23 protein-coding genes are annotated in these 25,087 nt (G+C 59.9%); 11 read left to right on the top strand and 12 right to left on the bottom strand.

What is annotated here, in order from left to right:
* From F4V60_RS07485 to F4V60_RS07450, 8 genes are all read right to left on the bottom strand, one after another.
* On the bottom strand, positions 1 to 626 hold a 626-nt coding region (locus tag F4V60_RS07485), incomplete at its 3' end, for a transposase (RefSeq protein WP_211356593.1).
* 47 nt (positions 627 to 673) lie between these two features.
* On the bottom strand, positions 674 to 1,099 hold the full coding sequence (locus F4V60_RS07480) for a hypothetical protein (RefSeq protein WP_075730015.1): 426 nt from the start codon (positions 1,097 to 1,099) through the stop codon (positions 674 to 676).
* Positions 1,100 to 1,378: 279 nt separating this feature from the next.
* On the bottom strand, positions 1,379 to 2,758 hold the full coding sequence (locus F4V60_RS07475) for a protein adenylyltransferase SelO family protein (protein WP_075730014.1): 1,380 nt from the start codon (positions 2,756 to 2,758) through the stop codon (positions 1,379 to 1,381).
* Between the two features lie 68 nt (positions 2,759 to 2,826).
* The gene (locus tag F4V60_RS07470) at positions 2,827 to 4,080 is read right to left on the bottom strand and encodes an alpha-amylase family protein (RefSeq protein ID WP_075730013.1); all 1,254 of its coding nucleotides are present in this window, start codon (positions 4,078 to 4,080) and stop codon (positions 2,827 to 2,829) included.
* Between the two features lie 156 nt (positions 4,081 to 4,236).
* Positions 4,237 to 4,920: a response regulator gene (locus F4V60_RS07465; protein WP_075730012.1), complete on the bottom strand. Its 684-nt coding sequence runs from the start codon at positions 4,918 to 4,920 to the stop codon at positions 4,237 to 4,239.
* A 69-nt stretch (positions 4,921 to 4,989) separates the two neighbouring features.
* Positions 4,990 to 6,192, bottom strand: coding sequence for a sensor histidine kinase (locus tag F4V60_RS07460; protein ID WP_075730011.1), 1,203 nt, complete (start codon positions 6,190 to 6,192; stop codon positions 4,990 to 4,992).
* 39 nt (positions 6,193 to 6,231) lie between these two features.
* Positions 6,232 to 6,981 carry an ABC-2 transporter permease gene (locus F4V60_RS07455; RefSeq protein WP_084559169.1) on the bottom strand — a complete coding sequence of 250 codons (750 nt, stop codon included), beginning with the start codon at positions 6,979 to 6,981 and terminating at the stop codon, positions 6,232 to 6,234.
* Between the two features lie 64 nt (positions 6,982 to 7,045).
* A complete protein-coding gene (locus tag F4V60_RS07450) occupies positions 7,046 to 7,957 on the bottom strand; it encodes an ABC transporter ATP-binding protein (protein ID WP_075730010.1) in 912 nt (303 codons plus the stop codon).
* Between the two features lie 179 nt (positions 7,958 to 8,136).
* Here F4V60_RS07450 and F4V60_RS07445 point away from each other — a divergent pair, with 179 nt between their 5' ends.
* A complete protein-coding gene (locus F4V60_RS07445; RefSeq protein WP_174775509.1) occupies positions 8,137 to 9,462 on the top strand; it encodes a DUF4921 family protein in 1,326 nt (441 codons plus the stop codon).
* Here the strand turns inward: F4V60_RS07445 and yaaA are convergent.
* Positions 9,459 to 10,196 carry a peroxide stress protein YaaA gene (yaaA, locus tag F4V60_RS07440; RefSeq protein WP_075730009.1) on the bottom strand — a complete coding sequence of 246 codons (738 nt, stop codon included), beginning with the start codon at positions 10,194 to 10,196 and terminating at the stop codon, positions 9,459 to 9,461. The genes F4V60_RS07445 and yaaA overlap by 4 nt on opposite strands.
* Before the next feature lie 31 nt (positions 10,197 to 10,227).
* Between yaaA and F4V60_RS07435 the strand changes: the two genes are divergently transcribed.
* Entirely contained in the window at positions 10,228 to 11,988 is a 1,761-nt protein-coding gene (locus F4V60_RS07435; RefSeq protein WP_075730008.1) for a proline--tRNA ligase, read from the top strand.
* On the opposite strand, the gene F4V60_RS07430 is transcribed toward F4V60_RS07435, so the two are convergent.
* The 3 genes from F4V60_RS07430 to F4V60_RS07420 form a co-directional block, all read right to left on the bottom strand.
* A complete protein-coding gene (locus F4V60_RS07430; protein WP_075730007.1) occupies positions 11,985 to 12,317 on the bottom strand; it encodes a transglycosylase family protein in 333 nt (110 codons plus the stop codon). The genes F4V60_RS07435 and F4V60_RS07430 overlap by 4 nt on opposite strands.
* A gap of 154 nt (positions 12,318 to 12,471) precedes the next feature.
* Positions 12,472 to 14,436, bottom strand: a complete 1,965-nt coding sequence (locus F4V60_RS07425) for an MMPL family transporter (RefSeq protein WP_075730006.1) — start codon at positions 14,434 to 14,436, stop codon at positions 12,472 to 12,474.
* 32 nt (positions 14,437 to 14,468) lie between these two features.
* Positions 14,469 to 15,401, bottom strand: coding sequence for a hypothetical protein (locus tag F4V60_RS07420; protein WP_075730005.1), 933 nt, complete (start codon positions 15,399 to 15,401; stop codon positions 14,469 to 14,471).
* A gap of 37 nt (positions 15,402 to 15,438) precedes the next feature.
* Between F4V60_RS07420 and rimP the strand changes: the two genes are divergently transcribed.
* The 9 genes from rimP to F4V60_RS07375 all read left to right on the top strand — a co-directional run bounded on the left by rimP (position 15,439) and on the right by F4V60_RS07375 (position 25,054).
* Positions 15,439 to 15,996, top strand: a complete 558-nt coding sequence (gene rimP, locus F4V60_RS07415) for a ribosome maturation factor RimP (protein ID WP_075730004.1) — start codon at positions 15,439 to 15,441, stop codon at positions 15,994 to 15,996.
* 3 nt (positions 15,997 to 15,999) lie between these two features.
* A complete protein-coding gene (nusA, locus tag F4V60_RS07410; RefSeq protein ID WP_075730003.1) occupies positions 16,000 to 17,028 on the top strand; it encodes a transcription termination factor NusA in 1,029 nt (342 codons plus the stop codon).
* 152 nt (positions 17,029 to 17,180) lie between these two features.
* The gene (locus F4V60_RS07405; RefSeq protein ID WP_075730002.1) at positions 17,181 to 17,459 is read left to right on the top strand and encodes a YlxR family protein; all 279 of its coding nucleotides are present in this window, start codon (positions 17,181 to 17,183) and stop codon (positions 17,457 to 17,459) included.
* 166 nt (positions 17,460 to 17,625) lie between these two features.
* Entirely contained in the window at positions 17,626 to 20,514 is a 2,889-nt protein-coding gene (gene infB / locus F4V60_RS07400) for a translation initiation factor IF-2 (protein WP_075730001.1), read from the top strand.
* Positions 20,515 to 20,794: 280 nt separating this feature from the next.
* Positions 20,795 to 21,238 (top strand): 30S ribosome-binding factor RbfA, encoded by a 444-nt coding sequence (gene rbfA, locus F4V60_RS07395; protein WP_075731181.1) that lies wholly within the window; start codon positions 20,795 to 20,797, stop codon positions 21,236 to 21,238.
* Positions 21,239 to 22,201 (top strand): DHH family phosphoesterase, encoded by a 963-nt coding sequence (locus F4V60_RS07390; RefSeq protein WP_075730000.1) that lies wholly within the window; start codon positions 21,239 to 21,241, stop codon positions 22,199 to 22,201.
* Positions 22,202 to 22,230: 29 nt separating this feature from the next.
* Positions 22,231 to 23,556 carry an MATE family efflux transporter gene (locus tag F4V60_RS07385; protein ID WP_075729999.1) on the top strand — a complete coding sequence of 442 codons (1,326 nt, stop codon included), beginning with the start codon at positions 22,231 to 22,233 and terminating at the stop codon, positions 23,554 to 23,556.
* A 16-nt stretch (positions 23,557 to 23,572) separates the two neighbouring features.
* Positions 23,573 to 24,376, top strand: coding sequence for a metallophosphoesterase family protein (locus F4V60_RS07380; RefSeq protein WP_075729998.1), 804 nt, complete (start codon positions 23,573 to 23,575; stop codon positions 24,374 to 24,376).
* Positions 24,377 to 25,054 (top strand): 4'-phosphopantetheinyl transferase family protein, encoded by a 678-nt coding sequence (locus F4V60_RS07375; protein WP_075729997.1) that lies wholly within the window; start codon positions 24,377 to 24,379, stop codon positions 25,052 to 25,054.
* The last annotated feature ends 33 nt before the right edge of the window (positions 25,055 to 25,087 follow it).

Below are 25,087 nucleotides of genomic sequence, written 5' to 3'. Positions count from 1 at the left end.
AGGTAAGCAGACTTGTTAACCACCCGGCCACCGTCGCGGACTTTAATGCGTAGCGCGTCGAGAAAGATCACCGGGTAAAAGTCATCGAGCTGGCGGTTCTGCCACATCATCACCTCATCTAAAACAGCCTCAGTAACTGCAGAAATAGTTTCATGGGAGATATCCACGCCCATCGAGGTGATCATATGGTGCTGGATATCTCGTACAGTCATGCCACCTGCGTACAAGCTGATAATCATATCGTCAACGTCGGTGAGCCGACGGGAGCCTTTGGGCACCATCGCCGGTAGGAACGAGCCGTTACGGTCCCTGGGGACTGACACGTCCACAGGCCCATAGTTCGAATCAACTCGCTTGGGGTAGGAACCGTTGCGGGAGTTGTTCTGCCCAGCAGCTGTCTTGCTGTTTCGGTCGCCATGCTGGTAGCCGAGGTGGGCGTCCATTTCCGCGTTCAAACCCCGATTGATCGAGGCCTGAAGCAGACCCCGGACAAGGTCGTTGGCATCGGTAGTTGAGGTACCAAGCTCGTCGATCAGCTTGGCCATTTCCGGATTAGCCAGGAGCTTTTCCTCAATTGCTTTGATCCGTGCGGAATCTGCTGGGTCTCGTTTAGCCACAGTAGTCATTATGGTTTATCTCCTTGATGTGAAGGAAGTCCCTCACACACAAACCATTAGACACTCTCGGTAGCCAGCCCATTGGGGTGCTGGCGCAGCAGTACACGCTCGGTGTACTTGCGGGGGATACGCATTTCACGCAACCGGCGCCTGGCTACCGCAGTAACCTGCTCGCTTGGCGTGGCGCATAGCTCTACGCGCAGGTTCCACGCCGCCAGGCGTGCCTTGACGCGGCGGGTAAAGGACTCGATCTGGCGCAGGGTGCTCAGAGTGTGCCTGTTGCGCCGAGCAGAGTTAACGGCCGAGCGTTGCTTGCTTGTGTAGGGTGTGGGGCCGAAGTAGATGGTGTGCAGGCTTATAAGCTCGGCGGCATCCTGCGCACTGGCCCCCATCTTCTCAAGGTCTGGCACAGACAGCCCCGAGCACTCAGCAACGAGGTCAACACCTCGGCTAAGTTGTGCGAAATACTCCTGCAAGCCCATGACCGCCACGCTAGGACACCGCCCACCGCCGCTACAATCCCCAACCCGCATCAAACAAGGAAACTGTGGATAACCCACTAGGCCCAAGGCGGTTATCCACAGCCGGGCCGCCTAACCAGAACTTGGCAGTGCGGTAGCAAGGAGATCCTGGTATTAAGGGCAACTGAGCAAAACCAATGCGGGCTACAACCGGAAGAGCCACATAAGCGCGCTGCCTGCCCGCACAATGTAAGGAGAGGCAGGGCGCTTATTGTGTTTTCATGCCGAGTCCGAGACAAGTTAGGTCCCACAGAATGTCATGAAATCCGCCAAGCCGGTGGGGTCTGGTTCTTCGAAGTGCGGATGTGGCCTCCAAGGATGGATGACTGCCTCAAGCATTTCGCGATAGGCTCCGAAGTCTCCAGCTTCGGCCTGCTTCAAAGCTGCGTCTAGCTGCCTGTTCCGCGGAATGACACGTGGAAAGGAATCATCTACCTTCTTGGGTGAAGGTTCGCTGGATAAGTACGCGCTGAGGAAATCCTCTCCATCAAAAAGCTCACGGGCAAGGCTTGAATCGTTGCCCACGGCTGCAACCAGCGCACGGTGGGCTTGGGTCAGATCTGGTTGTCTCCTCGCCAAGGCCTCTCGGTAGCTGGCAAAGACCTCGGGGGTTGTGTCGAGCGCCGCTGCCCACTGCGCTGACATTTCCTCTTCGAAGCGCTCCGGGAAGAAGTCCATCACCTCTTGGGCAAAGCTGACAGCCTCGTTGGGATCTGAGGAAAAGAGCGGAAGGAGTGATTCCGCGAGACGTGCCAGGTTCCAACCCAATATATGTGGCTGATTGCCATAGGCGTAGCGCCCGCCATTATCAATGGAAGAAAACACCGTGGCAAGATCATAAGACTCCATGAAGGCGCAGGGGCCATAATCAATGGTCTGTCCGGAAATCGTGGTGTTATCTGTGTTCATCACCCCATGGATAAAGCCGAGTCTTTGCCACTTGGCCACGGTGCGCATCTGCGATTCAACAACTAACCGAAAGAACTCCTTATAGGGGTTTTCACTCTTGATTGCGGCTGGGTAGTGCCTGCTTATTGCATAGTCCGCGAGAGCCTGTAGCTGATTAGTGCCATCACCGAGCTGCGCGTAGTGAAAGGTTCCCACTCGCAGGTGGCTGGCCGCGACGCGGACGCCCACGCCAGCTGGGCGTACGTGACCGCGCTGGATTTTACGTCCAGTGGAAATGACTGCCAGACCCCGCGTGGTTGGCACCCCCAAGGCATGCATGGCCTCGGATACAAGGTACTCGCGCAGGATGGAACTTAGCGTTGCCCGCCCATCAGATCCCGGACGGGAGAAGGGGGTGAGACCGGTACCTTTGGCGTGGAGATCAAGGAAGACATCACCGACGCGTGCCTCCCCGAGCAATAGCGCCCTGCCGTCTCCCATATAGGGATTGAATTGGCCGAATTGGAATCCGGAATAGGCCATGGCATGGGCAGTGTCGTGTCCCAAGAGCAGATCGAGCCCCGCAGGCGAGCGTAACCATCCTGGGTCGAATCCCAGCTCAAGCGCCAGTGGTTCGTTGAGGAAGAGTAGATGTGGATCAGGTTGCTCCTCGCCCTGAGACAGCCGTACCAGTTGCGGCAAGTGTTCTGCGTAGTCATGGCTTAGCTGCATCGCTCACTGCTTTCTGTAATCTGCACGGAAATCTGCACGAATCTGCATGTTCTCAACTTTCAGCGTTCCTATTGCTGGCGCCAGAGCTCGGTGCCCGAGGAATCAAGAATTATAACGTGGGGGTGGGACTCGAGGTTGATGTGGACTTCGAGATAGTCGGGGCTGCGTTCACCGTCACGTGCGGTAACGCGATAGGTGTAGGCGGTGTTGTCTAGGCTTAAGGGCTGCGTGGTGGCGCTGGTAAGCCAGGGGTGGCGGCGGCGCAGACCGATGAGGTCTTGGTGGGCGCGGTAGGTGTCCCATCCCCACGGCGCGAGCTGGGCGGGGCTATCAGGAAAGGCAGGGCGAACCGCGTCGTCGCCGCCTAGGCGGTCTTCTTTGATGCCGGTAAACCCTTGCTCGTCCCCCGAATAGATGGAGGGGATTCCTCCCACGGTGAGCAAGATTGCCAACGCGGTGACTGCGCCTTCCTCGCCCAAAGTGCTGGCGATTCTTGTCACGTCGTGGTTGCCAATGAAAGTATTGGGGATAAAGTGCGCCAAGAACTCATTGTGGCGTTTGAGCGACCAGTCCAGCTCGAATAAGTTCTTTTCCTTGATACTGGACCAGATAGCCTTCCACAGCTCGTATTGGGTAACGGAATCGACCCCAGAGGCAGCGACGAACTCGGGATAATCCCCGTGAATGACCTCGCCGAGAATCCACGCCTGCGGGTTATGTTCCCTCACCCGGGGCAGAACCCGCGACCAAAATGCAGGTTCAATGGAATAGGCCGCGTCTAGGCGCCATCCATCGATTCCGCGGTCGAGCCAATGACACATGACCTCCGTGACATAGTTTTCAGTCTCCTTCGTCTCGTGGTTGAAGCGCACGAGATCCGCGTGGCCCTCGAACACTCGGGGCTGAGGCCCGCCTGGGGCTTGCCAATCGACGTCGAAAAGCGCTGCCTCAGGGCTGTCAGGACCTTGCTGCAACGCCCGCAGGAGGGCTGGGTGCTGCGCGGAGGCGTGGCTAAAGACCCCATCAAAGATGATGCGCAAGCCACGCGCATGGCACTGCGTGATGAGCTCCGCGAGGTTGTCATCACTGCCTAAACGCCTATCTAGGTGGAACTGGTCGAGGCTATCGTAGCCATGGGTGTGTGAGGCAAACACCGGCCCAAGCAACATCCCCGAAGCCCCGAGTTCTACGGCGTAATCGAGCCAATTAACAAGGCGCAATAATCGCGGCCCGTGTGCGGATTCGTCCGGCTCCCGAATCGGCGCACCGCAAAACCCCAAGGGATATACGTGCCACCAGATGGCATTATCTACCCAGCCCATCGCAGCCTCCTAGCGAATTGGGTTCACTTTCATTCGACGCAGAGCTTGATTCGATACTGAGCGTCAATCTTAACTACTAATAGCGATAGTAGTTAAGGAATCACGAACCCGGAGCAGCAGCGGGGGAAGCCTCTGATGGAAGATTCTGTGCGGAAGCTACTGCGGAGGCAGTTCTTCCCCGGTGACGAGTCCTGCGCGAAAGGCATAGATGACTGCTTGGACGCGGTTGCGGGAGCCAGTCTTGGCAAGGATGTGGCCTATGTGGGTCTTTACTGTGGGCAGGGAGATGAAGAGAACATCGGCGATTTCTTGGTTGTCAAGCCCCTGCGCCACGAGCGTGAGAATCTCCTCCTCTCGCGGCGTGAGGGGATCCGGCAGGCGCGGCGCAGAGCCAACTGAGGCCTCCCAGGACCGTCCGAGCAACGGGCGTACCTGCCGGAGGAGGCGCGTGGTGGAGGCAGCTGCCAGAACTGATTCCCCGGCGGCCACGGCGCGCACCGCGTGGAGAAGCTCCTCAGGGTCTGCATCTTTAAGGAGAAATCCACTGGCACCGGCGGCGATGGCCTCGACCACGTACTCATCGTTGTCGAAGGTGGTGAGAACAATCACCTTTGCCTCCGGCGAGGCAGCGATGATCTGTGTGGTGGCGGTGATGCCATCGGTGCCGGGCATGCGCACGTCCATGAGAATGATGTCGACAGGCAGTGCGCTAGCCAAATCGATGGCCTGCGCTCCATCGGAGGCCTCCCAGCTCACCGAGAGATCGTCTTGGCTGCCGATCACCATGGCAAAACCGGCGCGGACGAGCTGTTGGTCATCGACCAATCCGATGCTGATCATGGTGGGGGGTGCTTCTCCTTTAAGTGCTGGCGGGGTGCGTGCGGAAAGGTTGAAGATGTGCGAGGCCGCCTATTTAGTGGGGATACGAGCAGTGACGCGGAAACCTTCGGATTTGTCGATGTCAATTCTTCCACCGTGTAGCCCGGCCCTTTCGCGGATGCCCGTAAGTCCACGGCCGACCCCGGCGGCGCTAGAGGCACCGTCGCCCTCCCCGGATCCCGAATCCCACACGTGCTGCGGGGCGACGGGATTATAAGAATCAATGACCACGTCCTTGTCGCTCCAGGCCAGATCGATGGTGACCTGTTGCTCCCCGGAGTGACGCATGGCGTTGGTGAGGCATTCTTGCACGATGCGAAAGATGGTGAGCTCCCGTGTGGCATCGAGGTGGCGAGGGTTGCCACTCACCTGATACTTGACCTGCATTCCGCCGGCGCGGGCCTCGCGAATTAGTCCCGGGATAGCATCGATTCCAGGTGCCGAGGCCAGCTCGGGGCCGGAATCTTCGGTGCGGAGAACGCTGAGAAGCCCTCGCATCTGATCCAGGGATTCCCGGGCAGTGTTGGCGATGGTATCGAGGGTCTCGACGGCCTTGTGTGGGTCTTTGCGCCCAGAGTAGCGTCCACCGTCTGCCTGCACGATGATGGCGGTGAGCGAGTGCGCGACGATATCGTGCATCTCGCGCGCGATGCGGGTGCGCTCCGAGATAGCCGCTAGCGAGGCGCGATCACGCAAGGCACGCAATTCCATATCGCGGTCCCGCAGTCTCGTTCCCCACAGCCAGAAGAAGCCGAGCATCAGCCACACTCCGCCGATGGCGACCGGTATGAAAGGGTTGACGATGAAGAAGTCTTGAGAACGAAAAGCCGTAGCAAGGGCGGTACCCACCAGTGCTGCCGCCACGAGCCAAGGGCGCCAGCGCTGCTGCGCATAGCGCCCTAGCACCACCATCGTGTAGAAGGTGACCGTGATCGAGGAAGAACTGGTGGGAAAGAAGATGAGGTGAAAAAGCAGAAGAAGTGGAGCACTCCAGCACACCCACAGAGGACGGGTGCGGACCAGGCAAAACAACAGGAAAGCGGCTACTCCCCAACAGAAGAATACCACGGTGAAGCCCGGCAGATGCTGGAAGGGGGCAGCGAATGCCGGGTCGCGGAATTGGGCGGTGGAGGTATTGACGGTGAAGCCATAGCCGATGATGAAGAAGGAAAGCACGGAATCGGTAAGCAGCGTGCGGTGATCGCGCAACCAACGGCCAAGGGTTTTCATCATTCTCCACATTCTAGGTATGGGCTCTGAGACACGAAGCGCTTAGGCAGGGATGTCTCGTGCGACGTGAGAGTACCACCCACCGCCAAGGAAAATGGCGGTGGAGACGCTGACCGCGGCGATGGCAGGACCCGCGCCGTGGGTGATGAATTCGCTGGCTGCGGGGGGATAGACCGTGCCAAAGAGGTAGGACCAGTTCACCAGTGGCAGCCACTGGGCAACCTCCTGGAAGGCCTTGATAGGCACCGAAGCAAAGAGGCTTTCGATGAAGAGTAGCCAGGCCAAAGGCAGGGCGATGGCTGCGGCGGTGGACCGCGTTACTGCGGCCAGGCCCATGGTGATAAGCACGAAGGAAAGCAATGAGAGCAAGTTGAGTGCTAAGTAGGCCACGCCGCCGCCGGAAAGATCGACCTGCGCCGATCCCACCTTGAATACGCCCAAAGCTAGCGCCATGCCGACGATGAAGTTGAGTGCGACAAAGAGACAGACCACGACAGCGCGGGCGAGATAGGACACCCAGCGTGAACGCTGGGTGAGGAATGTAACCCCTAGGCTGCCGCGGCGGATCTCCCCAGCCGTGGAGGCACCCGCGAATACGATAGCGACGATCATGAAGATAACCGAGAACTGTCCCAGGTCAGCGGCGGTATAGGTGGGGGATTCGGAACCGGAGTCAAGCGCGACAATCAGCACAGGAGGGCCATAGAGAGTACCGGTCAATAAGACTGCATAAACGAGTGTGGAGCGCAGCGTGAGCAGGCGTAGCAGCTCTGATTTTAGGGCAGAAAGCACAAGAAATTCCTTAAGGATGTGGAGAGCATGAGCTCAACGGTGAATGAGTGGGGGCGGAAGCAAATTACTTGTCGGCGCGATAAACCGCGGCGGTCTCGGTCAGCTGCAAGAAGTTCTCCTCCAGGGAGGGCGTGGATTCCTGCAGCGAGTGGATGAGGATGTCCGCATCGCGGCAGGTGCGCGAGACAGCGAGGGAGTCGGGCACATGGGAACCGACAGGTAGGACCAGGCCTTGTGGGGTGCGGGTTACCTCAGCACCCAAGCCCTGCAACAGTGAATACAAGGTGGCATCATCATCGCTGTGCACCTGAATCGTCCTCTTACCTTGGGCAAGGAACTCGTCCATGGAATACTCGCCCAACAGCGAGCCCTGCCCGATGACCACGAGCCGGTCTGCCACGACCTGCATCTCTGAGAGAAGATGTGAGGAGACGAGAACGCACTTTCCTTCCTCCGCAGCAGAGCGCATGACCTCGCGCATCCAATGCACGCCCTCCGGATCGAGGCCGTTGACCGGCTCATCCAGGATGAGGTTGTGGGGATCTCCCAGCAGGGCAGAGGCCAATCCGAGGCGCTGCTTCATACCAAGGGAGAAGCCGCCTACGCGCCTGTGGGCGGCGGGGGTCAGCCCAACCGTCTCTAGAACCTCGTCCACACGGGAAGAGGCTATCCCCGCCGATGCAGCCGTGACTCTCAGATGCCCGCGGGCAGTGCGACCGGGGTGGTACCAGCCGGCATCGAGGACGGCGCCCACCAGGCTTGCCGGGTGCACGGTGGCACGCAGGGGCTTGCCGTCAACGAGAACGCTGCCGCCATCAATCTTGTCGAGGCCGAGCATGCAGCGCATCGTCGTGGACTTCCCGGCTCCGTTGGGCCCGAGGAAACCGGTGACGGCGCCATCGGGGGCATGGAAGCTGAGATCTGAGACGGCAATCGTGCGGCCGTAGCGCTTTGTTAGTTTATCGACTTTAAGCATGCTCTCCATCGTGCAAGCTTTCGCCTGAAAAGAAATCGTGCCCCGGGACCATTTCTTCGGCTCATACCGAGGTATGAGCGCTCAGGGATTGTCCTGAGACCAAAGCAAGGGTGGGGAGGATGCACCGTGAGAGGCGCTGCGCTAGCCACCCCACTAGGCATGCCGTTAATCTAAGGAACATGAGCGAAGCACTCTTTAGCCGCATGGAGCCCATCCAAACCATGGCGGATGGCACCATCAAGCAAGTCAATCCCTTTTCCGGCACTGAGGTCTGGACAGTTCCCGGCCGGGGCAGTCGGCCCTTTTCTGTCCCTGCGGTTCACCCAGCACCTTTGTCAGAGGATGACTTTCACTACCGCTGCGCTTTTTGTGACGGGCGTGAACTTGACACGCCCCCAGAGAAAGCCCGCATCTTGCCATCTGGTGGAATCCTGCGCGGAGTTCCGATTGAGGAGTACGAGCAATCAGTTCCTTCCTTTCGACGAGTGCCTAACCTCTTCGAGATCGTCTCTTATGACTACTGGCGTGAGAACTATGGCTTCGAGATGGATGAGGAAACTCGCCAGCGCATGGAGTCTTATCTTGCTGATCCCGCGGGCCGCGAGCATGTACTTAAGACCATCCGCACCAAGCGGGCTGCGGCTAAGCTTGGCGATGCCCCGGAAGATAAGCTTCTAGAGCAAGCCGCCGGGTTCTTTGCTGGCGGGCACGATGTCATCATCGCGGCGCGGCACTTTATCAATGGCGCCACCGATGACTCGCAGCTCGCTTCCTCAGGAACCCTCAGCCCCGAGGAACACGCCCTCTTTACCGCCTTCACCGCAGACGCTATCCGGGACCTCTACGAAAGAAACCGTTACGCCGACTATGTGGTGGCCTTCCAAAATTGGCTTGCGGCTGCCGGCGCCTCCTTCGATCACCTGCACAAGCAGGTTGTCGCTATTGATGATCGCGGCATGGCCTCCCATAGGGAGGTAGAGCTGCAACGCCGCTACCCCAACATGTACAACGAGTGGGCCGTGGACTACGCGGCGAAGCAGAATCTGGTTATCGCCGAGAATGACCACGCCGTATTGCTGGCAGGATTCGGGCACCGCTATCCCACCCTCGAGATCTTCTCAAAGGCGAAGACCTGTGAGCCGTGGCTGCACACGAAGGCCGAGTTAACAGGGGTCAGTGACCTCATCCACGCCGCGCATGCTGCGGTGGGTGCCGATGTCCCGTGTAACGAGGAGTGGCATCACCGCCCCGCTGATGTCGAGCTCCCGCAGCCGTGGCGCGTGATGATTAAGTTGCGCATCTCCACCCTGGCAGGATTCGAGGGAGGAACCAAGATCTACATCAACACCATTTCGCCCTGGGATCTGCGTGACCGCGTCGTCGCCAAGCTTTATACCGCGCGCGATGAGCGGCGCGTGGCCAAGGGCATCCGCATTGCCACCGAATGCCTGTTGCCGCGCAATAGCCTGCGCTACATCGAAACCCTCACCCGCAGCCCCGCCTAGACCACGAGGTTGAGCACATTGCGCCCCTCCGCGTGTTCTTCGACTTCCATTCCGGCGCTGCGGGCTATGGCGGCAACGTCTTCAAGACGGAAAGCATCATTAGGGCTCATAGCAAGGACACGGGCCAACTGCCCCTTGTAGTGCTTGTTGAAGTGACTGACCACCTTGCGGGAACCATCAGGCTGCACCGTCTCCACCCGCACGGTCACCGCGCTGGGCACCTTGCCCAGTTGTTGGTAGGTGCCGGAGCGCAGATCCACGATCAACTCTGCAGAATCTTTTAAGGCATCCGTTATGGCGGTTCCCCAGCGGGCCTTCATCGTGGGAAGGTGGCCGTCAGAAGTGGGGAGCTTGGTGCCGCCGGAGAGACGGTAGTGGGGGATAAGATCCCGGGCACCCACAACCCCGAAGAGCGCAGAGCCGATAGCCAAACGCGCCCAAGCATTCTCTGGCAGGCTTGGCGCATCTAGCGCCTCATAGAGCACCCCGGTATAACGCAGAAGCGCCGGCGTGGTGGGGGTAGATAACAGGTGCCTATTTGCCTCAGCTTCTGGGCGCAGCTTCTGCGAGATTTTGAGGACGCTGAGTGCCTCATCCACGTTTAAACGGCGCAGGTCTCGTGCAATATCCTCGCGTATGGAGGTGAGCTCAGGATAGGACAAGCTGGAGAAATCGAGCGGCGGGTGGTCGCCTCCCGGCGACTTGGTTTCGGAAGGAGGAAGGATGATGAGCATGTATCTAGGGTAGCGGGGTATATTTCTCTGCATGATTACACGTCTTTCGCAGCTTTTTCTTCGCACCCTTCGTGAGGACCCGGCTGATGCCGAAGTCCCCAGCCACAAGCTCCTCGTCCGCGCCGGGTACGTCCGTCGTGCGGCGCCCGGAGTCTACACCTGGCTGCCGCTGGGATTGCGGACCCTGCGCAAGATTGAGGAAATCGTAAGAGAAGAAATGAACGCGATCGGCGGACAAGAAATGCTTTTCCCCGCTCTTTTGCCCCGCGAGCCCTATGAAACCTCGAACCGCTGGACGGAATATGGAAACAACCTCTTCCGCCTTAAGGACCGTCGTGGGACAGACATGTTGCTCGGGCCCACCCACGAGGAAATGTTTGCCAGCGCGGTCAAGGATATGTACTCCTCCTACAAGGATTTTCCCGTCACGCTGTACCAAATTCAGACCAAGTACCGCGACGAGGAGCGCCCTCGCGCCGGTGTGCTGCGTGGCCGTGAGTTCATCATGAAGGATTCCTACTCCTTCGACATGACTGATGCCGGCCTCGATGAGGCCTATGCGCGCCACCGTCGCGCCTATCAAAACATTTTTAACCGCCTCGAGATCGACTACGCCATCTGCAAGGCCACCTCCGGTGCAATGGGCGGCTCCGCCTCCGAGGAATTTCTTGCCGTCTCCGAGGTCGGCGAGGACACTTTCGTTCGCGCAACGAACAGCGATTATGCAGCCAACGTCGAGGCCGTTATCACCCCAGCCCCGGCTGAGGTACCCATCGAGGGGCAGCCCGCCGCAGTGGAGTATCAAACGCCGGATGCTCCCACCATCGATTCGCTGGTGGATTGGGCACATGCGGAAAACATCGAGGTCGCTGGCCGTGCTGTCACCGGTGCGGACACGCTCAAGTGCATGGTTGTGAAGATCCGTGACGCCCGCCCGGATGCCGAGTGGGAGCTGGCAGGCGTGCTATTACCGGGGGATAGGGCTTTGGATGAAAAGCGCCTCGAGGCCGCGCTTGAGCCTGCGGAGTTCGAGCTGGCTAGTGAGGAAGACTTTGCCAAGAATCGCTTCCTGGCCAAGGGATATGTGGGACCTCGTTCCCTCAACGCCAATGGCGTCACGGTCTATGCCGATCCGCGGGTAGTCAAGGGGTCCTCCTGGATCACCGGTGCGGACGCTCCCAATCGCCACGTCGTTGGCCTTGTGGCTGGACGTGATTTCGAGGTGGACCACTACATTGAGGCCGCTGAGGTCAAGGAAGGCGACCGCGCTCCGGACGGCGAGGGCACCTTGACCCTAGAGCGCGGCATTGAGCTGGGCCACATTTTCCAGCTAGGCCGCAAGTACACCGAGGCTTTCGACGTGCAAATCCTCGATGAGAATGGTAAGCGGGCAACGCCCACCATGGGTTCCTATGGCATAGGCATTACCCGCATGCTTGCTGTGCTGGCCGAGCAGCGCCACGACGACAAGGGTCTGCGCTGGCCGGTGGAAATCGCGCCCTACCAGGTCCACGTTGCGGTGGCCAACAAGGACGCCGCAGCACTCGAGGCCGGCGCCAAGCTCGTTGAGGAGCTCGACGCAGCAGGCCTAGAGGTGCTTTTCGACGATCGTGCGAAGGTTTCGCCGGGCGTTAAGTTCAAGGATGCCGAGTTGTTGGGCATGCCTTTCGTAGCCATCTTGGGACGCGCTTTTGCCGATGGCATCATCGAGCTGCGCATCCGCGGCGGGGAGACTCTCGAGGTCCCCGCCAGCGAGATCGTCTCCCGGCTCCTCGAGTTGGTGCGCGGCTAGCCCGCCACCGGGCCGCCGCAGTTGGGCCAGGCTCCCGCCCCTTGGACGGCGAGGACTTGCTCGGCTACCGCAATTTGCTGCTCCGGCGTGGCTTGGTCAGCGGTGGGGGCATAAGCCTGTCCGCCGTATCCGTTCCACGTCTGGGCGTCGAATTGCAGGCCGCCGTAGTAGCCATTGCCCGTGTTGATGCTCCAATCCCCGCCGGATTCGCAGGCGGCGACCTGTTCCCAGGCACCTGCAGGCGCGGCACCCGCGCTGGGGGCGGCAAGTACGGCGGTGCTCATGGCTGCGGCTGCGGACAAGGAAAAGAGTGCTGCGCGGGAAGTCATTGCGATAATCTCCTTCTAGCTTGGGTTGCTTTGTTCGCTGACATACGGACGGACTCTCCGTCGTCGAATGCGGACGGACTCTCCGTCACGAGTGCTCAACCTAAGGCCGGCCACGGGGAGAATACAATGCACGCGGCCTAAAAGGTCTCTGACTTTAAGCTGGCCGGCTTTCAGCTGGCGTGAAGCCGCGGGCGGGCCACCAGAACTTTTCTCCCAGCAGTTCAACGAGTGCTGGAACGAGCAGGGTGCGCACGATGAGGGTGTCGAGCAAGACCCCGACAAACACGGTGATCCCCAGCTGCGCGAGCACCACCAGCGGCAAGACTCCCAGCGCGGCAAAGACCGCTGCCAGGAGCACGCCCGCGGAGGTGATGACGCCACCGGTAGCGGACAATGACGTGAGTATTCCTTTTCGAGTGCCCATGTCGCGGGCGTTTTCACGGGCGCGAGTGATGAGGAAGATGGTGTAGTCAATGCCCAGTGCTACGAGGAATACGAAGGCGTAGAGCGGAGTGGTGGAGGCCAAGGCGTCGAAGCCAAACACATAATGAGACAGCCACCAGCCCAGTCCCAGTGCCGCGAGATTAGTCAGCAAGACTGAAGCCACCATGATGAGCGGTGCGAGCAGGCTGCGCAGCATGATGATGAGCGCGCCCAGAATCAGCAGCAAGATGAGGGGAAAGATAATCTCGCGGTCACTGGCGGCAGCGGCCTCCTCATCCATGAGTTCTGCCTCGGGGCCGCCCACGAGGACATCGCTACCGGAAAATGCTGTGCGCAGTTCGTCGATGTCGGCGCCGGAGACTTGGAGTAAGGTCCATCCTTCCGGGTTACCAGGGCGTGCGGTCGCGGTGGCGCCGAGGGACGCAAGCTCGGCTTCGGTAGCGGAGGCGTCGCGTGTGGCAAGGATCGGCGGCGTCGCGGATTGTTGGGGGAAGGCCTCCTCGAGTTCGCTTGCGGCGGAGATGGATTCGGGGGTGTCGATGAACTGGTCCGCCTCGGTGATGCCAGTGTTGATTTGAAGGCATCCCAGTGAGCAGATACCTAGGGCAACGATGGAGCAGGCCACGATCTGTTTCGGGCGCTTGGCGACGACGCCTCCCACCCGGTCCCAGAATCCATGGCTGAGCTTGTGCCCGGCCTCGGGGCGGCGCGGCCAGAAGATCCAGCGTCCGAATGTGACGAGCACGCCCGGAAGGACGAAGAGCGCGAAGACCCAGGCGATGGCGATGCCCACCATGGCTGCAGCGCCTAATCCCTGAGTTACGGGAACGGAGGACCAGAGCAGGCAGGCCACGCCGAGGATGACGGTTCCGGCGGAGGCAGACACGGTTGTGAGGGTGGGAAGCCATGAGCGCGCCATGGCGCCAAACCTGTCCTCGTGGCGGGTGAGTTCTTCGCGGTAGCGGGAGATGAGCAAGAGTGCATAATTCGTGCCAGCGCCGAAGACCAACACCGATAGGATGCCGGCGGTAGACTCATTCCAGGACAGGCCGAAGGCATCGAGAACATAGGTGAAGAGGGTAGCGGCCACGCGATCAGCCACGCCGATGACGGCCAGCGGCAGGATCCACAAAACGGGGGAGCGGTAAGTGATGATAAGCAAGATGGCCACGATTGCCGCAGTGACGGAAAGCAACAAGAAGTTTGCGCCTTCAAAAACATTGGCTAAATCGGCCTGAATCGCGGCGGGACCTGTCACCTGCGAGTTAACCTCTGCGGGGAGATCTTGCGCGGCGGATTCGCGCAGATTAGCAACTGCCACCGCATTGTCCGTGGCAGTGCCGGCAGGAACCTCGACGGGAATCAAGGCCGCTGTGCCGTCGTCGCTGGGGATAAGAGGTCCGCCCAGCTCAGCTGCGCGTTGAGCCATTGATGCCAGATCGAGTTGCTGCTCGGAGCTGAAAAATACCAACGCAGCCTGCGCAGAGGAAGCATCGGAGTCCTCTTGTGCGGCCTTTTCCTGCAACTGCGCCACCGTGGTGGATTCGGCGCCTTTGGGCAGGGTAGAGGTTCCAGATTCCGGCTGGTCCACTCCGCCCAAAGTCAGTGCAGCGGCGCCGAGAATGAGGAGCAAGAGGGACAACCACCTAAAGCGGCGGATTGTTTGAGACTTCATCTAGCTGAGCATACAAGCGGCGGGGGACACGGCTAGTAAGAGCGAGACTGCGCGGCCACGGCGATGAGCCAGGAGCGCCAATCGGCGAGCGAATCCTCCGATTTAAGCTTCTCCGCCTGGGTGCTGGCGGCCGAGGCCCACTTCTGTGAGTCAGAAGCGGCAAGACTTTCCACAAAGGCTTGTGCTTCCTCGGCATTAGTGGGCAGAGTCTCGGCTGCGGGCTGGTAAGCGAGAGCAGGCTGCGGCACAGGTCCCAAGGGTGCTAGCGCGCCTTGCAGCGCGCGGATGCGTTCCTCATGATCGCGGAGACGGCTGTCTATGGTGTTTAGCAAGCCCGAGTCGGCGTAGGAACGAGCGAAATCAAGGGCGAACAATTGCATGTACTCCCAGTTCAGCAGATCGGTGGCGCCATCAGAAACCGCCGGGTCCGTCCCCTTCTTGAAGCCGGGTAAGGCAGGTAGAGATTCTTTGGCATCCGGCTCGGCCGCTTCTGCTTCCTGTGAAGAAGATGCGGAGCTGGCTTTGGACATGGAAACCTGTTGTTCGAGTTCTATTGCCTGTTCCACGACCAGTGGACGCGACTCGACATGAACTGTGCCCAAACCTGCTATCGAAAGATCAGCCGCCGATTGAAGGATTTCTGTCGCAGGGGAATCGCCCGGAGGAACAGCACTAGGTGCGGTGGGCTTCTTCACCGCACAAGAGCGGGGAGCGACGCCGTCGATGGTTCCGCACAAACGCGAAATCTCCGAATAAAGCTCATCTGCCTGGCGCGCGCGTACGCTGGCGGCCTCGGCATCTATGCCCGCCAGTGCAAGAGAGTCCTCTTGGGCGCGATGCGCAAGCTTCTCCAGGTTCTCATCCGGGCGAGGGCCGAAGTAATCCACCGTGGAATCCACAAGCTGGCATCCGGTAAGAAGGGGCAAAGTCAAGAGGGAAACAGCGGCTAATACTCGGGGGTTCACGCAAGAGACTGTACCCGTTGCACGTACTCTAGTTCACATGGCTTTCCCTAACTCAGAGCAACTGACGCAGTTATTGTCCCCGATCCTGGGACACCGTGATCTTGACGTGGAAGACATCAAGGTCACCAGGGCAGGAAAGAAGTCGAAGGTTGTAGTGCACATCGATGGCGATACTCCGCCCGATTCCGACGTTATTGAAAAGGTCTCCCAAGAGATTTCTGCTTTCTTCGACGCGCAGGAAGAGGAGGGGCTCCTGGACTTCGGTGCAGGCTATACCCTGGAGGTGTCGACTCCGGGAGTTGGTCTTCCCCTCCAAGCCGCCCGGCATTGGCGTCGTAATCGTGGGCGCAAGGTTGCTCTCAACATGGCGGGTAAAAGGCAGCTCGTACGCATCGGCGCTCTGGATCCAGCCGAGAAGCGCGTTGCTCTGATTAGCAGCGAGGGCAAGAACGCGGTTTTCTCCATCGAGCGATTGGAAAACATAGACCATGCGGTGGTAGAAATTGAGTTTGCGCTTCCCCCCGAGTGGGAGAAGGAAGCCGCACAAGCAACGTTTGAATTCGCCGAGGAGAACTCGGTAACCCGAGAGGATTAACAAGTGAATATTGATCTTGAAGCACTGCGTACCATTCAGGCTGAGCGCGGTGTGCGCGTCAAGCAGCTGCTCGAGGCCATCGCCGGAGCTCTTTTGTACTCCTACCTTGATTACCGCGCTGAAAGCATGGATGGTAAAGCAGAGAACTCCAAATCCCGCGTGGACATTGATGCAGGTACGGGTGAGGTCACTGTCATTGTCTCCGAGCTGGATCCCGAGTCGGGTGAGGTTGTCACTGAGTACGATGACACCCCAGATAACTTCGGGCGCGTAGGAGCCCAGGCCGTCCGCGATGCCATCTTGCGCAAGCTGCGCGAGGCCGAGGCCGAGCGCGCCTATGATTCTTACTCGGAGCTGACTGGAAAAGTAGTATCCGGCGTAGTCCAGCGTGATGTCTACGCTAATGAAAAGGGCATTGTCGTAGTGCAGCTGGGCACGGAGCTCGACTCCCAAGATGCAGTGCTTCTGCCGGCCGAGCAGATCCCTGGCGAAAAGCTCAAGCACGGCGACCGCGTCAAGGCTTACGTGGTTGGTGTCAACCGCAACGGAGCCAAGCTGCAGATAAGCCTGTCGCGAACCCACCCGGAGTTTGTTCGCGGGCTTTTCGAGTTGGAAATTCCTGAGGTCGAGGAAGGCTCGGTTGAGCTCATTTCTATCGCTAGGGAAGCGGGTCACCGTTCCAAGGTTTCCGTCGTCGGGCACGCCAAGGGGCTGAATGCCAAGGGTGCCTGCATCGGCCCCCGTGGTCAGCGTGTGCACAACATCATGCGTGAGCTAGGCGGCGAGAAGATTGACATCATTGACTTCGCCGAGGATCCGGCCGCATATGTTGGTAATGCTCTCGCGCCTTCTAAGGTCGTCAAGGTAGAGATCGTTGATCCTGAGGCGCAGGTAGCACGCGTGACGGTGCCGGACTACCAGCTTTCTCTGGCCATTGGCAAGGAAGGCCAGAACGCCCGCCTGGCGGCGCGACTGACGGGTTGGAAGATCGACATTCATTCCGACGCTGATCAGGTCGAGTCCCAAGAATAATTGGGGGTACCTGCGGGCTGGCGGCGCGCGCGACGCGAGCAGATTAATCATTCGCGCAAGTTTCGCGTAGACTAACATACGGCCCAATTGCAGAATACGGTTGACGTGGCAGGCGCGGTAGTTGTTCTACCGCACCAGCTTGAAGGAGTTGAATGTCTCAAGGACAACGGCTTCGGACGTGTATCGCCACGCGTCGCCGGTATCCAGATTCGGAGCTATTGCGGGTTGTTGCGGATAACGCAGACCCACAAGGGCGCCGAATACTGGCGGATCCGCTTCGCCGGCTGCCCGGCAGGGGAGCTTGGTTTAAACCGGATCTTTCTGCCTTAGAGCTGGCGGAGCGCAAGAATGCCTTCGGGCGTGCACTCCGAATGTCTACCCACGTGGACACAGGCCACGTACGTGAGTATCTGGAGGAACAATCCAGATAGATGCAGTCGGCGGGCAAATTGCCCGTCCGATCCATAGTTAAAAGGAAGACCGAACACTGATGAGCGCACAACGATGAAGCATCAGCGATGAAAGTCATACGCAAATAACTAGAGGTCAGGCCACTTCCCGCGGTCTTGGTCTCTAGGAAACAACCAGAGGAGACAAGTGCCCGGAAAGTTACGTGTTCACGAGCTAGCAAAACAGCTCGGAGTAACCAGCAAGGAACTCCTCGCCGCGCTCAAGGAGCAAGGCGAGTTCGTCAAGACCGCATCCTCGACCATCGAACCCCCGGTGGTCAAGAAGATGCGTGCACACTATGAAGCACAAGGTGGGTCCAAGCCCGCCGACAAGGGCGCCAAGGCTGCCAAGCCCGGCGCTCATAAGCCTGCTGCCCCCAAGCCGGGTGCAGCTAAGTCTGCTGCTCCTAAGCCGGGCCATAAGGCGCCAGCGAAGCCGGCAGCAGAAAAGGCTGCGACTGCAAAGTCCGCCGACGCAAAGCCTGAGGAATCCAAGGTAGAGGCCTCCAAGTCCGAAGCTGCTAAGCATGAGGCCGCTAAGCCTGTTGCACTGCGTGGTGGAGCCAAGCCTGCCGCAGCTGCGAAGCCGGGGGCACCGAAGCCGCACGGCGCCAAGGCGGCAAAGCCCGGCGCACCGAAGCCTGCGCATAAGTCTCGCCACGATGAGAAGCTGGAGAAGTCCGGCGATCGTCCAAGCCCCGGCAGTGTCACCCCTCGTTCGATGCCGAAGCCTGGTGGCACTCGGCGTGTAGCGAATAACCCGTTCTCTACCGGCGGCGGCTCGAGTCGTCCGGGGCCTCGTCCTGGCGGCACCAAGGGCCAGCGCGGTACGAAGCCGGGCGAAGGCAACCGTGGTGCTAACAAGGGCCACGGAGGGCATTCCGATGGCGGACACCGCACGGAGCGTCCAGCAGGAGGCCGTCGACCATCGCCCGCGATGATGCCTTCCCATCCCACCCCAGGCGCTATGCCGGCTAAGGCAGCTGGCGCCGGTGGAGGCCGCGGTCGTGGCCGCGGTGGCCAAGGTGGAACCGGCCAGGGCGCACGTCCAGGCGGTGCACCAGGCGGATTCCGTGCCGGTGGCGGCGGAGGCGGTCGTGGCGGACGGCGCGGCGGCACTGCTGGTGCATTCGGGCGTCCAGGTGGCGCACCGCGCAGGGGCAAGAAGTCCAAGCGTCAGAAGCGTAATGAGTACGAGGCAATGCAGGCACCGAACGTCGTAGGTGGCGTTCGTTTGCCCGATGGCAAGGGCGCCAGCGTGCGTCTGCGTCGCGGCGCTTCGCTCTCCGACTTCGCTGAGAAGATCGGTGCGGATCCCGCAGCATTGGTGCAGGCTCTGTTTAACCTGGGTGAGATGGTCACCGCTACCGCCTCCGTGTCCGAGGAAACTTTGCAGTTGCTTGGTGCCGAGATCAACTACCAGGTTGAAGTCGTCTCCCCCGAGGACGAGGACCGCGAGCTGCTCGAGTCCTTCGATCTGCAGTTCGGTGAGGACGAGGGCGGCGACGAGGAGCTTGAAAAGCGTCCTCCTGTCGTTACCGTCATGGGCCACGTTGACCACGGTAAAACCCGCTTGCTCGACTCCATCCGTAAGACCAACGAGCGCGCGGGTGAGGCCGGAGGCATCACCCAGGGCATCGGTGCTTACCAGACCACCGTCGATCTCGAGGATGGCCCGCGGACGATTACCTTCCTGGATACCCCTGGTCACGAGGCCTTTACCGCCATGCGTGCCCGCGGTGCTAAGTCCACGGACTTGGCTATCTTGGTTGTCGCAGCCGATGACGGCGTCATGCCACAGACCGTTGAGGCAATCAACCACGCCAAGGCGGCCGGTATTCCTGTCGTCGTCGCGGTCAACAAGATCGATAAGCCGGAGGCTCAGCCGGAGAAGATCCGTGGCCAGCTCACGGAGTACGGGCTCATTCCGGAGGAATACGGCGGCGACACCATGTTCGTCGACATTTCTGCCAAGGCCGGTACGCACATCGATGATCTGCTCGAGGCAGTTATCCTTACGGCTGATGCCGCTCTGGAGCTGACTGCTAACCCAGACATGGATGCTCAGGGCGTGGCGATCGAGGCCCACCTCGACCGCGGACGCGGCCCTGTCGCAACCGTCATCGTCCAGCGCGGTACCTTGCGCGTCGGCGACTCCATCGTCGTCGGCGATGCACACGGCCGTGTGCGCCGCATGCTTGACGAGTTCGGGCATGACGTCGAAGAAGCTGGTCCTTCCCGTCCAGTGCAGGTCCAGGGCCTTAACGGTGTCCCCGGCGCTGGCGACAACCTCTTGGTTGTGGAGGATGACCGCGTGGCGCGTCAGATTGCCGCGCAGCGTGATGCCCGTAAGCGTTCCGCCATGCAGGCCAAGACGCGCAAGCGCGTCTCCCTCGAGGATCTGGATGCGGTGTTGAAGGAGACTTCGACGCTCAACCTTATCCTCAAGGGCGACAACGCTGGCTCCGTCGAGGCTCTCGAGGACGCGTTGTTGGACATCAAGATCGACGACGAGGTGCAGCTCAACATCATCGACCGTGGTGTGGGTGCCGTTACCCAGACCAACGTTTCGCTGGCCGCTGCTTCCGACGCCGTTATTATCGCGTTCAACGTCCGTGCAGAGGGCAAAGCTACGGAGGAGGCGCACAATGAGGGCGTAGATATTCGTTACTACACCGTCATCTACCGAGCCATCGAAGAAGTCGAGCAGGCTCTCAAGGGCATGCTCAAGCCAATCTACGAGGAGCGCGAGACCGGCGAGGCCGAGATCCGTGCCCTGTTCAAGTCCTCTTCCATTGGAACCATCGCAGGCTGCATGGTCACCGATGGAAAGATCAAGCGCAACGGCAAGGTCCGTATCGTGCGCGATGGCAATGTCATTGTCAACGACGCGAAGATCGAGTCCCTGCGCCACGAGAAGGACGACGTCAACGAGATGTCTGCCGGCTACGAGTGCGGCATGGTCTTGTCCTACCCGGATATCCAGGTGGGCGACCGCGTCCAGGCCTACGAAGAGGTCGAGGTTCCCCGCGACTAGAGTCCTCTAGTTTCGGCGGATACAAAGGGTCGGGCCCTTTTCCACACTCAGGTGCGGGGAAGGGGCCGACCCTTTTTTGACGTCCGATGTCACATAGATGACACTAAGGTGACAGATAAAGGTGGCACTATTTAGGTGCGAGCACGAAGTCTGCACTAGGATTGGCGGAGAGAATTAGCGTACGCTTTCCCGATAATCTGCCCAGCTCGATTGCCGGGTGAAAGTGAGACTGCTCGGAAAGACCACGCGACGTATGGAGTCGCAGAGGAAGGTGGACACCATGGCAGACCACGCACGTGCTGCACGAATGTCGAAGAGAATCCAGGAAATAGTTGCCGTAGCCATTGAGCGCGAGGTCAAGGACCGGCGCCTGGAGTTAGTAACCATCACGGATACCCGAGTAACGGGTGACCTCCATGATGCGACGGTGTATTACACGGTCCGCGGCAAGGAGATTGGCCAGGAGCCAGACTATGCCCAAGCCGCAGAGGCGCTACATCGTGCCCGTGGTCAGCTGCGCAAGATCGTAGGAGACCAGCTCTCGGTTCGTTTTACTCCCACGCTGAGCTTTGAGCTTGACACTGTGCCGGAGTCATCCGCGCACATGGAGCAGCTCTTGGCACGCGCCCGCGCGCGCGACGAGGAATTGGCCAAGCTGAAGGAAAATGCCCAGCCTGCGGGGGAGGCAGATCCTTATAAGGACTCCACGAAGGAAGAAAGCTAGGTGTCGCGCACCGACTATGCCGGCGCGGTCAACGCGCTGGTGGATGCCGGCAGCATCTGCGTGGTCACGCACGTGCGCCCCGATGCCGATGCCATTGGTTCGGCAACGGCGCTCATGTTGGGCTTGCGCCAGCGTGGGAAGGAAGTGCGTGCGCTCATCGGTCAGGACCGCGAGATTTCCGGCAACCTTTTGAGCATTCCCAAGTCCGAGGAGATCGAGCTGACGCAGGAGTTGCCGCTGGGCTTCGACCTTTATGTCACTGTAGATTGCGGCGCGCTAGATCGCACCGGCTACCTGGCACCGGGGCTGGAGCGCGCCCGCGAGGAGGGTCGGCTCTTGTGCATCGATCATCACGCCTCCAACGAGGGGTTTGGCTCAGTCAACCTCGTAGACGTAGCCTGTGAGTCCACCACAGTGGTCTTGATTGACGTGATGGACAAGATGTCGCTGCAGGTAGATCGTGCTATTGCACACTGCCTGTATGCGGGGCTGGTCACGGATACAGGCAGCTTCCGCTGGGGCCGTCCTAGCATGCACACGCTGGCCGCACGCTTGATGCGCTACGGCCTGGACACCAAGCAGATTGCTGTCGACTTGCTCGATTCCACCACTGTGGAAGATATTCAAATGCTGGGACGCGTTTTCCAAAGCCTGTCCATTGAGCAGGCCGGTGCACATAGCTTAGGTATTCTGGTGGCAAGCCTGGATGATATCGGTGGGCACACGGACTCCGCTGTAGAGTCCTTGGTCGACTTCGTCCGTGCGCTCGAAGGAACAGATATGGGTGTGGTGTTCAAGGAAATGGCGCCTCAGGTCTGGGCCGTTTCCTTGCGATCTTCCACCATCAACTGCGCAGAAATTGCCCTGCGTATGGGAGGTGGAGGGCACCTTCCTGCGGCAGGTTATACCGCGCACGGAACGGCCAGTGAGGCGGTGGCGCAACTAGTTGAGGTCATGTCTTGATAAGGCGCCGGCAGCCGGGCTCCGATGACGTGCACGCGGATAGAGGTGAGGTAGCGGTTGGCACGGTTCGTGCTTGGGACGTGTTCCGCTTGGCAGTCCCTGCCTTGGGAGTCCTCGCGGCTATGCCGCTTTATCTCCTTTTTGATACTGCTATTGTTGGCCGTCAACTGGGCTCCCAGGACTTGGCTTCCCTCGCTGCGGCAGCGACTGTACACTCCGTTGTGACCACCCAGCTGACTTTTCTTTCCTATGGCACAACTGCGCGCTCGGCCCGCCTTTATGGAGCGGGAAGGCGGCAAGAAGCCGTCGCCGAAGGAGTTCAGGCCACCTATATTGCACTCGGCGTCGGTCTGCTCTTGGCCGCGATCATCTGGATTGGCGCGGGCTTCTTCGCGCAGCTGTTAACGGGCAACCCCACTACCGCGGAGGGCGCCGCCCTATGGATGCGCATCGCGGCCTTCGCCATTCCCCTTACTCTCGTTGAGATGGCGGGAAATGGCTGGATGCGCGGAGTACAAAATACTACGAAGCCGCTGCTTTTTACGCTTGCTGGGCTCATTCCGGGTGCGGCCGCAGTTCCGCTTTTCGTGCACTGGTGGGGGTTGGCGGGATCTGCATGGGCCACGGTCTTGGGGATGGGAATCATCGCAGTGGCCTTTCTGGTGGAGCTGGCCCGCGAGCACAAGGGGAGCTGGCGTTTTCGAATGGACGTCGTCAAGCGGCAGCTTGTCTTGGGGCGCGACCTTATTTTGCGCTCGGCGAGCTTCCAAGTGGCGTTCTTGTCAGCGGCGGCAGTGGCCGCGCGCTTTGGAACCTCATCCCTAGCGGCACACCAGATTATGATGCAGCTGTGGAACTTCTTGAGCCTCGTACTCGACGCCTTGGCGATCGCGGCCCAAAGCCTCACAGGAGCCGCGCTGGGGGCTGGCTCCATCAAGAAGGCGCGCGGGGTAGGCCTGCGCGTCGTGGCCTACTCCACGGCTTTCTCTCTGCTGCTGGACATAGGCATTTTTATGGGATCAGGCGCCATTCCGCGTTTGTTTAGTACTGATACCTCGGTGCTCGATGCCATGGCTACTCCCTGGCTCATCATGGTGGCCATGATCGCCTGCGGGGGAGTGGTCTTCGCCTTGGATGGGGTTTTGCTTGGCGCCGGAGACGCCGCTTTTCTGCGCACAATAACCATCGCCTCCGTGGTGTGCGGATTCCTCCCCGGAGTCTGGCTGGCCTATTTGCTCGATGCCGGACTGGCGGGAGTGTGGTGCGGGCTCGGAGCATTCATTGCCTTCCGCATGATAGCGGTGGTCCTCCGCTTCCAGTCAATGAAATGGGCTGTGGTAGAAACTAAGCAGTAGAGAAAGGATGGCAGCCATGGCAACGCTTTGGGCAGTCTCAGATCTCCACGCTGCGGTAAAGATCAACGGCGGGAGGATCGACGAGCTAGTGCCGCCCGATCCTGCCGACTGGCTCATCGTCGCCGGAGACGTGGCCGAGCGCACGGAGTTGGTGCTGCGGATTCTCCACGAGCTGCAACGGCGCTATGCCCAGGTTATCTGGGTGCCGGGCAATCACGAGCTATTCTCGCGTTCCCAAGACCGATTCCAAGGCCGCGAGAAGTATACCGAGCTGGTAGAAGGCTGCCGTGAAATGGGCGTGATAACCCCGGAAGATCCTTATCCGGTCTTCGCTGGAGTGACAATAGTGCCGCTGTTTACCCTCTACGACTACAGTTTCCGTCCCGCGGGCACCACGGTTGAGCAGGCCATTGAGAATGCCAAGGCCAAGCAGATCATCATGACCGATGAGTTCGCCATAGCGCCTTTTGTTGACATCCGTGCGTGGTGCTGGGACCGCTTGGCCTATTCGATAAAGCGCCTTTCGCGGGTTGAGGGGCCGACCATCCTTATCAACCACTGGCCCCTTGTCCAAGAACCGACGCTGCGCATGCGCTGGGCTGAGATCGCGCTGTGGTGCGGGACTCGCCATACTCGCTCCTGGCCGCGGCGCTACCACGCCCAAGCGGTGATCTATGGGCATCTCCATATGCCCTCCGTGCTTACTGTGGACGGGGTGGAGCATATTGAGGTCTCCCTGGGATATCCCCGGGAATGGCAGGCCCATGGAGACATCCAACCTTGGCCCTATCCGGTCTTGAGTACGCAGGAGGCGAATTAGATGATAGAGCCGAACTTGTTCCCAGATTCTGCGCGCTATTGCTACGTGCGAACGCAGCCGGAGTATTCGGATCTCCTCAACTTCTCGCAGCTGGATCCGCGTGAGCAATCCCTAGTTTCCCAGGCGGTTGATAGCCGCAAGGCGGAGTTCGGGGACGCGCGGTGGTGTGCCCACCAGGCGCTGCACGAGCTCGGTAGTTCCGTCGGTGAGCTGATATTGCGGGGCGAGCGCGGCATGCCCTTGTGGCCACGTGGCTTCGTGGGTTCCATGACTCATACGGATGGCTTGCGCGCGGCCGTGGTAGCACCCTCGCGTGAGATTCGCTCGATGGGATTGGATGCCGAACCTGCGGAGCCGCTGCCGGAAAACGTGCTGACCATGATCGCACGTGCCGGGGAATTAGAGCAGCTGGGCCGGCTGCGAGAGGCAGGGGTTAGCTGCTCTGACCGCTTGCTCTTTTGCGCCAAGGAAGCCACGTATAAGGCCTGGTTCCCATTGACGCATCGCTGGCTTGATTTTGACCAGGCAGAGATAGATCTGCGCGAAGACGGAACTCTCATCGCCTATATTCTTGCCCGTCCCACCCCGGTGCCGCTCATCAACGGGCGCTGGACCATCCGGGATGGCTACGTGATTGTCTCTACCGTGGTGCCGGCCATTGCTGACTTCGCCCGCTAAATTGAGCCCTCTAGGCGTGGTCTGAGGAAATAC

The sequence above is a fragment of the Corynebacterium flavescens genome (assembly GCF_008693105.1).
GTDB lineage: Bacteria > Actinomycetota > Actinomycetes > Mycobacteriales > Mycobacteriaceae > Corynebacterium > Corynebacterium flavescens.
This window is presented reverse-complemented; position numbering and strand designations above follow the sequence as displayed.

Coding starts and splice junctions, on each gene's coding strand:
- F4V60_RS07480 (WP_075730015.1), bottom strand. CDS start 1,099: ATGGGCTTGCAGGAGTATTTCGCACAACTTAGCCGAGGTGTTGACCTC.
- F4V60_RS07475 (WP_075730014.1), bottom strand. CDS start 2,758: ATGCAGCTAAGCCATGACTACGCAGAACACTTGCCGCAACTGGTACGG.
- F4V60_RS07470 (WP_075730013.1), bottom strand. CDS start 4,080: ATGGGCTGGGTAGATAATGCCATCTGGTGGCACGTATATCCCTTGGGG.
- F4V60_RS07465 (WP_075730012.1), bottom strand. CDS start 4,920: ATGATCAGCATCGGATTGGTCGATGACCAACAGCTCGTCCGCGCCGGT.
- F4V60_RS07460 (WP_075730011.1), bottom strand. CDS start 6,192: ATGATGAAAACCCTTGGCCGTTGGTTGCGCGATCACCGCACGCTGCTT.
- F4V60_RS07450 (WP_075730010.1), bottom strand. CDS start 7,957: ATGCTTAAAGTCGATAAACTAACAAAGCGCTACGGCCGCACGATTGCC.
- F4V60_RS07445 (WP_174775509.1), top strand. CDS start 8,137: ATGAGCGAAGCACTCTTTAGCCGCATGGAGCCCATCCAAACCATGGCG.
- yaaA (WP_075730009.1), bottom strand. CDS start 10,196: ATGCTCATCATCCTTCCTCCTTCCGAAACCAAGTCGCCGGGAGGCGAC.
- F4V60_RS07435 (WP_075730008.1), top strand. CDS start 10,228: ATGATTACACGTCTTTCGCAGCTTTTTCTTCGCACCCTTCGTGAGGAC.
- F4V60_RS07430 (WP_075730007.1), bottom strand. CDS start 12,317: ATGACTTCCCGCGCAGCACTCTTTTCCTTGTCCGCAGCCGCAGCCATG.
- F4V60_RS07425 (WP_075730006.1), bottom strand. CDS start 14,436: ATGAAGTCTCAAACAATCCGCCGCTTTAGGTGGTTGTCCCTCTTGCTC.
- rimP (WP_075730004.1), top strand. CDS start 15,439: ATGGCTTTCCCTAACTCAGAGCAACTGACGCAGTTATTGTCCCCGATC.
- F4V60_RS07405 (WP_075730002.1), top strand. CDS start 17,181: ATGTCTCAAGGACAACGGCTTCGGACGTGTATCGCCACGCGTCGCCGG.
- rbfA (WP_075731181.1), top strand. CDS start 20,795: ATGGCAGACCACGCACGTGCTGCACGAATGTCGAAGAGAATCCAGGAA.
- F4V60_RS07380 (WP_075729998.1), top strand. CDS start 23,573: ATGGCAACGCTTTGGGCAGTCTCAGATCTCCACGCTGCGGTAAAGATC.
- F4V60_RS07375 (WP_075729997.1), top strand. CDS start 24,377: ATGATAGAGCCGAACTTGTTCCCAGATTCTGCGCGCTATTGCTACGTG.